Origin of the sequence: Chryseobacterium herbae (assembly GCF_025154075.1) — a bacterium.
In the GTDB taxonomy this organism is placed as follows: Bacteria; Bacteroidota; Bacteroidia; order Flavobacteriales; family Weeksellaceae; genus Chryseobacterium; species Chryseobacterium herbae.
The window spans coordinates 141,134-155,446 of record NZ_JAOAMU010000005.1; the positions used below are offsets into that span (position 1 = coordinate 141,134).

General features: G+C 38.4%; 9 protein-coding genes. 2 read left to right on the forward strand and 7 right to left on the reverse strand.

Annotation, left to right across the window (positions count from 1 at the left end; genetic code table 11):
* Positions 1-85: 85 nt before the first annotated feature.
* The 5 genes from N0B48_RS15950 to N0B48_RS15970 all read right to left on the reverse strand — a co-directional run bounded on the left by N0B48_RS15950 (position 86) and on the right by N0B48_RS15970 (position 7,638).
* The gene (locus tag N0B48_RS15950; protein WP_259839817.1) at positions 86-424 is read right to left on the reverse strand and encodes a hypothetical protein; all 339 of its coding nucleotides are present in this window, start codon (positions 422-424) and stop codon (positions 86-88) included.
* A 175-nt stretch (positions 425-599) separates the two neighbouring features.
* Positions 600-989, reverse strand: coding sequence for a hypothetical protein (locus tag N0B48_RS15955; protein WP_259839819.1), 390 nt, complete (start codon positions 987-989; stop codon positions 600-602).
* Between the two features lie 10 nt (positions 990-999).
* Entirely contained in the window at positions 1,000-3,243 is a 2,244-nt protein-coding gene (locus N0B48_RS15960) for a hypothetical protein (RefSeq protein ID WP_259839822.1), read from the reverse strand.
* Entirely contained in the window at positions 3,240-3,581 is a 342-nt protein-coding gene (locus N0B48_RS15965; RefSeq protein WP_259839823.1) for a hypothetical protein, read from the reverse strand. The genes N0B48_RS15960 and N0B48_RS15965 overlap by 4 nt, the downstream gene beginning before the upstream one ends.
* A gap of 16 nt (positions 3,582-3,597) precedes the next feature.
* Entirely contained in the window at positions 3,598-7,638 is a 4,041-nt protein-coding gene (locus tag N0B48_RS15970) for a hypothetical protein (protein WP_259839825.1), read from the reverse strand.
* Positions 7,639-8,106: 468 nt separating this feature from the next.
* Between N0B48_RS15970 and N0B48_RS15975 the strand changes: the two genes are divergently transcribed.
* Together N0B48_RS15975 and N0B48_RS15980 are read left to right on the forward strand one after the other, a co-directional pair.
* Positions 8,107-8,937, forward strand: coding sequence for an AraC family transcriptional regulator (locus N0B48_RS15975; protein ID WP_259839827.1), 831 nt, complete (start codon positions 8,107-8,109; stop codon positions 8,935-8,937).
* A 63-nt stretch (positions 8,938-9,000) separates the two neighbouring features.
* Complete coding sequence (locus N0B48_RS15980) at positions 9,001-9,636, forward strand: DUF417 family protein (protein WP_259839828.1); 636 nt, start codon at positions 9,001-9,003, stop codon at positions 9,634-9,636.
* 92 nt (positions 9,637-9,728) lie between these two features.
* Here the strand turns inward: N0B48_RS15980 and N0B48_RS15985 are convergent, their stop codons facing one another.
* Positions 9,729-11,144 carry an efflux transporter outer membrane subunit gene (locus N0B48_RS15985; protein WP_259839829.1) on the reverse strand — a complete coding sequence of 472 codons (1,416 nt, stop codon included), beginning with the start codon at positions 11,142-11,144 and terminating at the stop codon, positions 9,729-9,731.
* A complete protein-coding gene (locus N0B48_RS15990; protein ID WP_259839831.1) occupies positions 11,131-14,289 on the reverse strand; it encodes an efflux RND transporter permease subunit in 3,159 nt (1,052 codons plus the stop codon). The genes N0B48_RS15985 and N0B48_RS15990 overlap by 14 nt, the downstream gene beginning before the upstream one ends.
* Positions 14,290-14,313: the final 24 nt, after the last annotated feature.

Genomic DNA, 14,313 nt, shown 5'->3' on the forward strand with positions numbered 1-14,313 from the left:
CTGGTTTGGGGTATTTAGTATGAATAAATTATTTTTAACCTTTCTTTAGCCCAAAAGAATTGTTTCCTTGGAAGCATTTACTACTTTAAGGTTGCCAATCAATGTAATATTTTTCTTCATTACTTTTCTTAATAAATCCCACGCAAGATCTTCCACCTGTGCTATTTATAAAATATATAGGCTGTTGTGTTTCATCATTTATCGTAATTGAATAAAAACCCTCATCATTTTGGAACTGAAAATTATACGCAGGAAAAATGATATCCCATCCTCTCTCAATATTAAACTTTTTCCACTCTAAAAGATTTTCAGAATATTCAACTAAAATCTCTTTATTTTCCAGTATCTCTAAATTTAGTTTTTTAGATATATATTTCATTACTCCATTTGCAATATGTAATGCTTGTTCTTTCGTTAAGATCATAACTTTAATATTTAATTTGTTCTAACTCTTTTTTAATATCCCAATTCTTGAAATAATCTTTTCTTTTCAAGCACCTCTCTACATTATCAGCCTCTTCATCTACAAAACCAAAAACCTCATCTAAAATTTTCTCTAATTTAGAAAGAAAAAACCGCCCTTTAAAAGGCGGTACTTGCTATGATTTTCTTCCGTAACTATGCCTGATAATCTTATAATTTTCATCTACATAATCTAAAATCTCCTGTCTTTCTTCATCAGTCAAGGAAGAGTTAAAATAAATTTTATCATTTTTAAGCTCATAAAGCTCATAAAGCTCAGAACAATTCTCAAATAAAATTTTATATTTTGCTTGCATTAACTCAGAAAGCTGGAGATAATCATTTTGATATTGTGCAAAGGGAAATCCTTTTTTTATCTTTTTATGCCATTGCATAAGCAAGTTTGTAAGTGAGACAGTGTCACTTATTCCCATCTTTTCATCAGCCTTAACTAATATTTTATACTGAAATTGTTGTTTGCCATTCAAAGTTAATTCTACTAACAAATCCTTTATATCTGTTTTCATCTTATAATTTTTAATATTCATCATAGTTTGTAAAAATGTTATCTAACATTTCTTCTATTGTATCGAAATCTTTTGTTCTTCCAGTAGCTTCCTGCCAAGCGTGTTCATGAAAAAATGCACGTTTTTCTGAGGACCAGTTATTTCCAAAAATACTTCTAATTTCCGTCTCAGTTTTACCACTTTTAATCATTTTAATAATTTCAAACGCCTCTTTAGCATGAGTTCCTTCGTGCATAAGTTCACTTAAGAATATATCTGGTTTTCGTGAAGATCTGAAATACATATCTACACCATCAGCAAAAGCATGAGTATTAGTCGCCTGTTTCAAAGTGTCTCCATATTCTTCCATACATAATTTAATGTAATCATCATCATCTAAAATATGAATAATTATTTTTTCTTCTTCAATAAGCTTTGCAATTTTATTCCCTTGCTCGGTAAATCCTTTCAGAGCGTTTGCTATTTCAGTTTTGGCAAGAGCATTTATTGGTTTTCCAGACCATTTTTTGATAAAATCTTCGTGTTGCTTAGTCCTCTTCCTTTTTGTTGGATCATTCTTTCTATCAAGTTTTTCCTGTCTTCTCCCATTCTTCTCCTTCACCCTTTTCTCCGCAGGCGTCACTGCATGATCCGCCACTTCATCCCCAAAACCAAAAACTTCATCTAAAAATTTCTCTAATTTAGAAAAAATTTCTTTTGTTCCTTTTTTAAATTCACGAAGGAGCATACTGATAAACTCCATAATTCTTGTCAGAAAGTTTTCAGCCTGTGTAATCGCTTTGGAGATTTTTCCTAATGGGTTTAAGATAAAACTTTCCACTGTTTTAGCCAACTTCGCCACAGCTGCCGCTCCACCAGTAAGAAGTGTTTCAACGATAATGTCTATAATGATCCCAATGATATAGCCATAATAATAAGCCGCTTTCTCTAAAGTAAACTGAGGTACTTTTTGATCAACCCACATCACAAGACGAATAATAGTTCTTATCTGAAATGTGATGCATTGCTTAAAGAAATCAAGATAATCAAATTTCATGATTCCTTCCATCAGATCTTCCATCAGTTCAAGAAACATCTCACCATATTCAACTTTATGGTCATTCACTTTATCCATGGCAGCCACCGCTTTGAAGATAAAGCCTATAATTGAAAAAATCCCGGCAATAATATCAATCAGACTGTTATAAATTCCACAAAGAAAAGCATTCGCTATCTGATGGCTCCTATAGATGATATGTTGCATTCCCGTAAGCGGATCAATAAGAAATTCTTCCATCTTATCTATCTGCTTGAAAAATAAATTCAAAGACTGTTTTATTTTCTTAAAGATAAAAGCAGGGAAGAAATCCTCCGCATTATTCAGGAGGTTATTAAAATCTGCTTTAACTCCGTTTATCCTTTCAAATAAGGATTTAACTAGTTTGGAATTTATTTTCTTCTGGCCTTCCAAATTTTCATATGGATTACTAGAACTCTTGTGTTCATAGAATTTTTTAAGTTCTTCATAAAGTACATCAGGGATAAATGCAGGATCGTATTCCCCTTCTTTCACATCCGGGTTCCAGCCATCTTCCGAAATTCTTAACTTAGCAACGTTATCTGCGATACCCTCAATAAAAAAATGAGCAGCTCCCTCCAGGATTTCCTGTTTAAAAAAACTGAAGATCTCTCCTACACTGGCATCTTTTAAACCTAAAAGCCAGCTGACGAAACCCACTTTATTTCGGTATATCCCGTTCTTTATCAGGTCTTCAAGTGCTTTTGGAGAAACAGTAACTTCATGCTTTCTTGTAAAAGTAAGTATATCATTGAACAGTAAGTCTTTATTCTTTGTAACATCTGCTCCAGCCACAACGCGCATTACTGTATTGAAATTATATTCATCATTGATTTCAAGAAAAAGAATCAGCTGTTTACTGCCAGGTAAGGCTTCCATATAGCGCTGAAGAAGGAATGCCCCATTTTTGCTAGCGAAAAGAACAACATCAATTCCTCCGATCATTTGACTGAACCTGCTTTTATACACAACTACTTCTTCTATATTTCCTCCGAATACAGGTTCGTCTGAATAAATCTGAAAACCATTGCCCTCCATTACAGGTTTGCCACTATAATAGGTATTAGCAATCTGTTTTGCTGTGAGCTGTTTAAGCTCGGGAGGAGAGACCAAAACTGGAAAAGAAGAATCATCATTTTCAAAAAAGGAATTCTGTGAATTCCTTAATGAAGGATTGCTTAATATTTCTAAACTCATGGTTTCATTTTTAACTTATTCTCCGGAAAAACCATCATCAGTCTATCCTCAGAATAATATTTCTTGATCTGTTCTTCATCCAGCACAAGAAGATCCAGATAATAGTCTTTGTCTACCAGTACATGGGCATTTTTAAGTTTACATTTTGCCTGAACCAAAACATCCCAGTCTTTTCCTTCCAGATCCTTCCATTGTTCAAAAGGAGTCCGGCCTCTGCTTCCAAAAAGAAAAATCTTTTCTACGGCAGTAATCTCGCTGATCTTATCTTTTAAGGTCGTGAGGATATAAGGCAGCACTTTTTCGTGCTGCCAAATAGCCTCGAGTTTTACTCGGCTCATTTTTAAAATTTAAGGGTTAAACTAAAAATTTGGAAAGAGGAGCTCTGCTTGTAAAGTCGGCTTGAGAAAGAGCCTTTCCGTCTTTATCTCGAATTCTATCCGCAGTATTATATTCTGTTGGATTATGAATTTTCACATATGTTTCCGCGTCGGTTGATATTTTTAGTAATTCAAAGTCATCTACTCCACCCGGCTTTCTGAATGTGAATGTTTTAAATTTAGAAATATTGATTCTAAAAGTAAGTCCATTCTCTCCCGTAGGTATTGCCTGTACTCCTTCAACCGAAGAGATTTCGTCTGCAAGAGCCTTATAGAAGATAGTAGAATGTTCTGTTCCGGACCATGAAGCATCTCTATCTACTTTAATAGTATTTCCTAAACATTCATAAATTCTAGGGAAAATTTTTTCATAATCCATATCAGAAATTGATCGATATGAATCCATATGATTGAAACTTAATTCAATCCATTTTTCTGCTGTACCACCACCTAATAAACTGCTGTCTTTCTCAAAATTGAATTTCTCCTCAGTAATCACTTCTGAAGGCACTTCAAAATCATCCGGATTTTCTGTACTGAACGGCAGCGCATGTCTTACTTTTAGCCCGATGCTTTCTGCCTGCAGAATATTCAGAGCAGTAGGAAGTCTTGTGATCCATGCTTTTCCTTGTTTCGGACCCTTTGGCTCTTTCATTTCATCAGCAATAGATAGATAAAGCTCGTCTCCAATGACAGGAACTTCTCCTCCATTCCAGATCTTTCCTGTTGCCAAATAGAACTGTACTGTTTCTTCAAATCCCGGACGTACCGTTACCACTACTCTGGCCATACCACTTTGCATGAAGGCTCTGAATAAAGGATCCGTATCTTCTGACTGGTAAAGGTTCAGCCAGTTCTGCTTATTGCCCCAGTAGTATGGATATAGGTTGTATGAAAGGTTTTCCCATTCAAAGGCCTGTTCCATAAATTTAACAAAAGCCGTGTATTTATCCAGACTGCCATTTAAAACGGTTTCATAGTTGCTGAAAGCAGAACCACTGGTCAGTCCTTCCAAACCATATCCGTGAGTAGATCCTGAGGCTCTGTCTGCCATATAAGAAATACAGTTTTTACGTAAAATCGTATTTTCAATCTGACGGTAGAATGTTGGGTTTGAACCTTTGATTTCTACGGCCTTACTCTTTTCTTCCGCAAGCTTATTGTTATATTCTATCAACGCATCTTCGTAAGCGTCAATAATGGCTTTAAAGACTTTCTCATACCAAGCATTTTTAGCATCCTGTGTCAATTTAAGATCAACAACACAATTAGCTGTTCCCGAAAAAATTTCATAAAAAGTAGCTGAAATAGGAACTGTTTTGGAATAAGGCTTGTCAAAAGTTTCTCTTTGACGTACTTCAAGCTGAGACCAACGACCACGCATATAGAATGGGATATCTCCTATCAGAATACACATTGCAGACTCACTGCTGTCGCCCACGGCACTATACCCTACTCTGCAGCTTACCGCAATATAATTTTCAGGAATCTGAATTTCATCTTTAACAGCTACATTCTGGATCGAATTATTTTCATTGGTATATTGTCCACTTAATGGTTTTCCTATGCTGTAGTTTTCTACTGGTTTTTCAGGAACTTCCACATTGTATTTTGATACCCAGTATTTTAAAACGGCATCTGTCGTGAGCGCGTCATAGTTTTTCATGGGCATGACAACCGATGTTCTCGGATCTTCCGGCTTGATCAGGTCGATCTGATCAGGGGCTTTCTGAGACGTCATTCCCAATAAATGTAATTTAGCCGGTTCAGGAACCATAAATTCAAACATCATTCGCTTACCGTAGTTGTAGATCTGATTTTTCATCAGTTTATCTACCCATCGGTAAACGCCTACTACATTTTTGTCACCTTTTCGGTTATCAAATCCGTGAGAATTGTTTTCCTCAAATTCATCAATAATTTTTTCGATTCTTTCCTCATGGATTTTTGTTACGATCCTGTCCATGGCTCTTGCTGTAATATCCTGAGCCTGGGTAACAGCCTGCCTCGTACTTTCATCTTTCGAACGGTGGTTGGCATAATTTGCGCCAGCGCTCACGGAAAACATTTTACCACCATAGCTTGCATTGACAAAGCCCGCAAAATCATTGGATTCCTGTAAGACCTTGGAAACTTCAGACTGCATTTCAAAACGGTTAGCCGTCGTAGTATCTGAAAGCTGTTCTCTTTCGGTATCAGAAGATGAAGTGGTCGTATTTTCGCTTCGTCTTAATTTTCGGGTAGATTTCTCACGGTATTCTCTTGCCATGATATTCTCAATATGAGCCACTTCCCCCTCTACATAAGCATGGGTGCTCTGCTCAACTTTCAGATAATCTGCAATTCCTATCTGTTTGAAGCCAAATCCTGAAGGAATAAAATTCTCTTCCTCCTTAATGGGCTCAACAGGATTGTCTGTCTCTTCAACTTCCAGTTCAAACTTGGAAGAAATACAGCCTCTTATAGTAATTCCGGGTGTCTTAAACTGAGCTACACGACCATTGGTGAAAGATATTCTAAGATCAAAAGAAGCGCCCTCAAACATGGCAAATTCTACACCCTGTCCTAAAAGATCATTTAAGAAAATAGTATTACCGTTTCTGGATTTTACAAAATTAGATCCTGTTTGAGTGGGTAGGCTTCCGCTAACTAATTCATAATATACGTCTGAAACATCCCAGGAAGCATCAGGAACATTTAATGCCATGGTAAGTCCAAATAGCTTATAGATTCCTTTGGGACACAGCTGGAAAGTAAATGGCACAGCAGCAGCTTTTGCCATTGGAACAATAACACCTCCGATACTCGTATACACTTCTGTATTTGCTTCTGTATTTTCAGCAATCATTTTGTTGCTCTTTTCTCCGGATTCTGTGATCAGAGAATTGATTTCTGAAAACGTATTTCTACCTTCCAGTAACTGATTCAGATCAGGTGCCCTACTTATTTCCGCACGTTCTTTGTCTGTAGATTCGGGTTGAAAATCGTGGCCTAAAATATCCAATAAAGTATCCATATTTTCAGGTTTCAATGCCCTTGTAAGATATTCTGCTTCAATTTCAGAACGGAATTGAAAATTAAATTTAGGTAATACGGGTTCGGGAACACCAGGAATTTGCTGGCAAGGATCTTTCGGATCATAGGGCATCCCTGGAGTTCTTGTCGGGCAGTATTTTTCTCTGTTTTCTGCAACTTTTGCATTATACTCTTCGATGGCTTTTGCGATCTCCTCCTGATATTTTTGGTGCTGAATTTCATATTCTCTCTGATAATCATCACGGTACTGCTTCTCCAAAAGAATAAAGTTCTTGGTCAGTTTTTCATATCTGCCAAGCTTTAGCTTTCCTTCAGAGATCAGTTGCTGTTTCTTCATTTCCTCATTAGGAAGAGTTGCCCTAAACTCATTGTCTGCTATTTTTGAAAGCCTTTGAGATCCTGAAACGGTATTTTCATCCAACATTAAATTTTTAGGAAGAACGATTCTTGCACCAAGAAGAATTTTATTGCGCTCTTCCGTTCCTTTATTATTAAGGATATGCTTTGCAAGAAGCATCTGCATAACTGTTTCTTTGATATAAAAATCTTTCTGAGCAACGACTTGATAAATAAGATTATTCCACAACTGCATAATATCACCCGTAAAAGCTAAGTGGACATCAATCTTTGCTAATAATTCATCATTTGTACACGTCTCTTTGTTTTTTGCAATCCATGAAGCTAATTCATACAAATTTGTATAGTTTTCTTTAAAAAAATCCTTTTCGGAAACATAATCCGGACTTTGCTGAAAAATCCCGGCATACTCTCTTAATAATCTTTGCTTAGGCTGCCCCGGATTATCTAAAATATGTTTATAAAAGTGACTGCTTTTTAATTCTTCAGGAGCAAGTACAAATCTTTTATCCTGTTCATTTTCATCAGACAGTTGTGGGCTTCTTAAGCTTACGAATCTGAAAAGCGTCTGCGTGGGTGTGTTTTCCACCGGCAATCCGGCAGCATTGTTTTCAATGTTGTTCATTTTGTAATTTGATTTTGGTTGTATTAATTGATAAGATTGAATGTCATTTGCATCATAATGACTTCTTAAGTGAGCCTTATTTTTTTAGGTGGTATCCGGCAGGAGATGTCCACCCTGTGTTTTAAAGTCTGTTTTCATTTGTGTGTTTTTCTGAAGCAAATATCAGAACCGGAAGCGACAGAACTTGACGTGTTGAAAAAAAAATTAAATTAAGAGTCAGATTTTTAAGTTGAGTCTAAGGTTAAGGTTGAGAAACGTCAATGGTGAATTTTGCTTCGCAAGTGAATAGTGAATTTCTGAGCAGACATCAGATTTCAGACAATTCAAAACCTACATCCTAAAACTCATCACTCATAATTTATAACTCATAAACTCTCAAAACTCTCAAACACTACGACTCTCAAACCCGCACCCCGCATCCCGCATCCCGAAACTCATAACTTCTAAAATATTCCCTATATTTATTCCATGTCTGTGCAAATACAATCTTATCCCGCGTCCGGTTTTCCTTCAGATTTTAATACTGAGAATTATGGTGTGGTTTTATTGAAAGGAACTGGTGTTTTTTCCGTGGATCAGATTAATTATTCTTATGAAGGCTGTACTGTTCTTTTTCTCACTCCTTATCAGAAATTAAAGCTGGCTTCAGAAACTGATGATCCAATTTTTATTCTCTTCTTTCACGGCGATTATTACTGCATAGAGTATCATAAAGAGGAAGTCGCCTGCAATGGACTTCTGTTCAATAATATTTATCTCAATCCAGGTATTAAGCTGGCCTCAGATAGCTATCAATATATTCTTGGGATTTTTGAACATATTCAACATGAGCTTTCTGAAAAACATCTTTTCTCGGAATCAATCATTAAAACATACATACAACTCATCCTGGCGATCTGCAGCAAACAGAAAAGCGGTCGTATGGAGGAAAAAATTTCTAGCGGAAGACTTCCCAATAAAAACGCAACTGAGTTTCAAAAATTACTGGAACTTCATTTTAAGGACGAAAAAGAACTGTCATTCTACAGCGAAAAGCTGAATATTACCAACAGCACCCTGAGCAAAGCCGTTAAGAAAGAATTTGATAAAAGTCCCAGTAAGCTTATCAATGAAAGAATCACCCTGGAAGCCAAAAGACTTCTTCATTTGACCTACCGTTCAGTAAAGGAGATCGCTTCAGACTTAGGATTTAGTGATGAATTTTATTTCAGTCGGTATTTCAAGAAATCGGTGGGTTGCTCACCCAAAAAGTACCGGGAGAAAGTAGGTATTTCCATTGTGGCTAAAATGTCCATGTAATGTCCTGATATCTCTATTTTTATACATTCTGCAGCGATATACCTTTGTCAAAAAGTAAATCAGATGCGAACCAATACACTTTACACCCGGCTTCTTAGATTAGATTCTTATTTCCTTAATTTTTTAAGAATTTCCATATTCATCGTGATGGCCTGGATCGGAGGGCTTAAAGCTTTTCAGTATGAAGCTGACGGAATTGTTCCTTTCGTGGCCAACAGTCCTTTTATGAGTTTCTTTTATAAAAATGCTGGCCATAAAGTACTTAACGAAGACCAAAAACTGGTCTCAGAGTATACATTGTACAAAAATCCGGAAGGGAAAACGGTAAAGAAAAACATCAACTGGCACACTAAAAATGGAACTTATATATTTTCATACGGATTGGGAACAATGATTGTCATTATTGCTATTCTCGTCCTACTAGGCATATGGTATCCCAAGATTGGAGCTTTGAGTGGAGCTTTAACGTTCATCATGTCTTTTGTGACGCTATCATTTCTTGTGACAACTCCGGAGGTCTATGTTCCTGATCTGGGTGGAGATTTTCCTACTCCACAATTCGGGTTTCCTTATTTATCAGGAGCAGGACGATTGGTTGTAAAAGATATTATCATGATGGCTGCCGGGCTGGTGCTGTTTTCAGACAGTTTAAAGAAAGTTCTCAAAGATTCAGGCATGACAACAGCCACTCAAAACTAAACACTTCGTTTTTAAACATTTAAAGTATAAAAAATAAAAAAGAAGCTACATTTTGCAGCTTCTTTTTTGTTTGTATTTATTTAAAAGTAAAATTAATGAGTTCCTCCTCCTAATGCTCTGTATAAATCAACTTCGGCATTGAGTTTTTCCAGAGTAACATTCACGGCTTCCAGATCATTCTGAAGTTTGTTATTCTGTGCTGTGATGACTTCCAGATAGGTGGCCATCCCGCTTTTATACAGTTTCAGCGCATCGTTGATGCCTTTATCTAAAATAGCCGTTCTCTGCTCCAGCAATTCCAGCCTTTCGGAAGACCCTCTGGATTTAGCCATAGCATCTGAAACTTCTCCCACAGCGGTCATGACGGATTGCTTAAAGGTGATTACAGCCTTTTCCTGTTCTATCACCGCCGTTTCGTAGGCCGTTTTCATCTCTTTTTTTTGAAAAATAGGAACGGCAAGATTGGCTGCCAGCGTTTTGGTAATCGATCCCGGCAGATCAAACCAGGTATTAAATTTATTCGAATTCAGCCCGATTTGTGGGGAAAGGCTAATGCTTGGGTACATCGCTACTTTTGCCAGTCCTGTTTTTGAATTCAGACTGATTACATTGAATTCTGCAGCTTTCAAATCCGGACGACGGCTCAATAATTGGGCAGGAATGCCTTCTGACAGATTGTTTTCAGGAATCATTTCTACTAAATTACCTTCTCTTTCAATGCTTCCGGGATATTCGCCGCAAAGAATACTCAATGCATTTTCCTGAACGGAAATATTCTGTTTGGCCAATGGAATCAATAGCTCAGCCGTTTTCTTCTGCGCTTCGGATTGCTGTACCGCCAATGAATTGATCTGCCCCGCCTTGAACTGAAGATTCATCATCTGAAGCGTGTTATTGCTTAATTCAATATTTCTCTCCGCTATTTTCAGCTGTTCATCCAGACTTATTAAATTGTAATAGGCCTGTGCCACCTGAACAATAATCCTGCTTTTTAAGGCATCCAGATTTTCTTTCTGTGCAAAATATCCAGCTGCAGCCGATTCTTTCTGCATTTTGGATTTCCCCCAGATATCTACTTCCCAGGACAGTTTCAGTGAGGCGCTGAAATCATCGATGTATTTATTGCCGGTGAACTGTTCATTAAGCGATCCATTAAGGCTGTTTTTCGAGGCCCAGCTTCGGTTGGCTCCCGCACTAAAATCAAGGGTTGGTAGCAATGCATTTTTTGCCTGTTTATAGGCAAGATCCAGCTGTTCCATATTCTTAAGCGCTATGGAGACTTCATTATTTTTAGTCAGTGCTTTTTCTATTAATCCCTGAAGTTTCTGATCTTTGAAGAACGTTTTCCAGGGAAGTACGATGGTATCTCCGGTTAATTTTACGGGATCTCTGTATGCTGCCGGGATATTGGCATCCGTTCCGGCATAAGGTTTTCTTACAGCGCAGGATGTCAATACAGATACCATTGCGCCGTAAAAAAATATTTTATTGATGTTAAATCGTTTCATTTGATGGTTGATTTTCCGGTTTCTCATTATATTTCTTTGATGAAAACTTCTCATCCAGATATTGAAAAAACATGTACAATACTGGAATTACAAAAACACCCAGTACCACGCCGCTCAACATTCCCATGGCCGCACTTGTACTAATGGATCTGTTTCCTGAAGCCATTCCTCCTGACGAGATCATCAAGGGGATCATTCCTACAATAAATGCCAGGGAAGTCATAATGATCGGTCGTAGCCTTGCTTTTGCTCCGTCTAATGCAGATTCCAGAATAGATAACCCGGATTTTCTTCTCTGCACCGCAAATTCTACGATAAGGATGGCATTTTTCGCCAGAAGCCCAATCAGCATGATCAATCCTACCTGCACGTAAATGTTATTGTCCAGTCCAATTGCTTTTATTCCCAGAAACGCTCCTACAACTCCTGTGGGAATGGACAGCATAACTGCCAGAGGAAGGATGTAGCTCTCGTACTGTGCGGCAAGCAGCAGATACACAAACAGCAGACACAATCCAAATATGGCAATCGTTTGGTTTCCGGCTGATTTTTCTTCCAGACTTAATCCGGTCCATTCATAGCTGTAATCAGAAGGAAGTTTATCCAGTGTTTTTTCCAGTTTTCCCATCAGTTCTCCGTTACTTACGCCTGGTTTTGGAGACACATTGATGTTCAGTGAATTATAAAGATTGTATCGTTGCGTGGATTCAGGTCCGTAGACTTTATGCAAGGTGATCATGGTGTTGGCCGGAACCATCTGACCTTGGTTATTTTTTACAAAAATATCGTTGAAAGCCTGCTCATCCATTCGGAACATACCATCCGCCTTGATATTGACTCTGTAAAATTTCCCGAATCTTGAAAAATTCTGAGACTGATCTCCTGAAAAGTACGTCTGAACGGTTCCCAAAAGGTTAGAAATGCTTACTCCCAACTGTTTGGCTTTATCTTCATCCACTTCAAGTTCCATCTGCGGATAATCTGCCCTGAACATGGTATACGCGAAGCCTACTTCCGGTACCTTCATCAGCTGCCCAATGACCTCATCCGCTTTTGCTTTCAGTGCCTGTGGATCTCTTCCCATTCGGTCCTGAAGCACAATTTCCGCATCATTGGTCATCCCGTATCCTTCTACAGGCGGCATTCTGAAGGTCATTACACTTCCTTCTTTAATGGAAGCCAGCTTTTCATTCACTCTGTTTAAGATTTCATCAATATCCTGGACTTTTCCTCTTTCTTTTTTAGGTTTAAGTTTCACAAATCCCATCGCATAAGCAGGACCGGCACTGTTACTTAATAAATTGTATCCTGTGATGGATGTATTTTCGTGAATTCCTTCTACATTTTTCAGGATAGCATTGATCTTGGCTGCTGTTTCCGTGGTTTTGGTCAAACCTGTTCCCGGCGGCATGCTTAACGTGTACATGAAAAGCCCGTCATCCTCCATTGGAACGAAACTTTTTGGGGTACTGGTCATCAGCCATGCTGCTACACCGATTACGCCTACTACCAAACCTCCTGCTATCCATTTACGTCCGATCAGAAATCTTACACCGTTTACATATCGGTTGGTCATATTATTAAAACCGGCATTGAATGCTACTGCAAATCTTTTCCCAAATCCCTTCGGATGTTCTCCGCCCTCTGAATGGTTGTTTTTAAGGAATACAGCGCATAAAGCAGGTGTTAAAGTCAAGGCATTCACTGCTGAAATAATGATGGCAATGGCCAATGTATAGGCAAACTGCTTATAAAACATTCCCGCTGATCCGGACATAAACCCAATCGGAATAAATACAGCAGACATCACCAGTGTAATGGAAATAACTGCTCCAGTAATTTCACTCATCGCTTTATGTGTCGCTTCTCTTCCGGAAAGATCTGTCCCTTCCATATTGGAATGAACGGCTTCTACGACGACAATGGCATCATCCACCACGATACCGATGGCCAGTACCAAAGCGAAGAGCGTCAGTACATTGATCGTAAATCCTAATACCAGAAGGAAAAAGAAGGTTCCTATAATGGCAACAGGAACCGCTATTGCCGGAATGATGGTAGATCTGAAGTCCTGCAGAAAGAGAAATACCACAATAAACACGAGAATAAATGCTTCGATCAAAGTAGATTTTACCTGTCCGGTGGCTTCATCCAGTCTTTCTTTTGTACTCATCACCTTGGAATATTTTATCCCGGGAGGAAATGATTTCGAAAGCTGTTCTATAGATTTGTCGATCCCTACTTCAATGGCGTTGGCATTAGAACCTGTCGTCTGCATAATCGCTACGGTCACCGCATTTTTCCCATTGGAAAGATTGTCTCCACTGTAAGAAAGCGACCCGAATTCTACGCGGGCGACATCTTTCAGGCGTATAAGCTTGGTGCCGTCGTTTTTAACGATGATATTTTCATACTGTTCCGGTTTGTTCTTTTTTCCTTTATAGCGGATCACATATTCCAGTGCTGCATCAGATTCCTCGCCCAGCTTTCCGGGAGCGGATTCTAAACTGTGATCTGCAATGGCATTGGAAACATCAGCAGGATCAAGGCCATACGAGGCCATTTTTTGAGGATTCAGCCAGATTCTCATGGAGTAATCTTTAATTCCGAATACCTGCGCCTGTCCTACTCCTTTTACTCTTTTGACCTGTGGAATCAGGTTGATATTGGCATAATTCTGCAGAAACGTTTCGTCATATTTGCTGTTATCATCGGTATAAATATTGAAAAGCATCACCATGCTGTTCTGCTGCTTGGAAGTCGTCAGTCCCATTCTTACCACTTCCTGAGGAAGTATCGGTGTGGCCTGCTGAACCCTGTTTTGTACGTTGACGGCCGCCTGATCTGCATTAACGCCCTGTTTAAATATGATAGAAATGGAGAAACTTCCGTCGTTACTGGCAGTCGATTTCATGTATTCCATGTCTTCCACTCCATTGATCTGCTCTTCCAGAGGCGTTACCACGGAACGTATTACAGTTTCACTGTTTCCACCCGGATAAGAACCCATAACGGTAATGGTGGGTGGCGAAATGTCCGGAAATCTGGTCACCGCCAGCTGGTTCAGTCCTATAATCCCCAATATGACAATGATCAGAGATATTACCGTTGCCAGTACCGGACGGTCTATTATCTTTTTTAACATGTTAAATTTTCTAAGAATGAATGA

Coding starts and splice junctions, on each gene's coding strand:
- N0B48_RS15950 (WP_259839817.1), bottom strand. CDS start 424: ATGATCTTAACGAAAGAACAAGCATTACATATTGCAAATGGAGTAATG.
- N0B48_RS15955 (WP_259839819.1), bottom strand. CDS start 989: ATGAAAACAGATATAAAGGATTTGTTAGTAGAATTAACTTTGAATGGC.
- N0B48_RS15960 (WP_259839822.1), bottom strand. CDS start 3,243: ATGAGTTTAGAAATATTAAGCAATCCTTCATTAAGGAATTCACAGAAT.
- N0B48_RS15965 (WP_259839823.1), bottom strand. CDS start 3,581: ATGAGCCGAGTAAAACTCGAGGCTATTTGGCAGCACGAAAAAGTGCTG.
- N0B48_RS15970 (WP_259839825.1), bottom strand. CDS start 7,638: ATGAACAACATTGAAAACAATGCTGCCGGATTGCCGGTGGAAAACACA.
- N0B48_RS15975 (WP_259839827.1), top strand. CDS start 8,107: ATGTCTGTGCAAATACAATCTTATCCCGCGTCCGGTTTTCCTTCAGAT.
- N0B48_RS15980 (WP_259839828.1), top strand. CDS start 9,001: ATGCGAACCAATACACTTTACACCCGGCTTCTTAGATTAGATTCTTAT.
- N0B48_RS15985 (WP_259839829.1), bottom strand. CDS start 11,144: ATGAAACGATTTAACATCAATAAAATATTTTTTTACGGCGCAATGGTA.
- N0B48_RS15990 (WP_259839831.1), bottom strand. CDS start 14,289: ATGTTAAAAAAGATAATAGACCGTCCGGTACTGGCAACGGTAATATCT.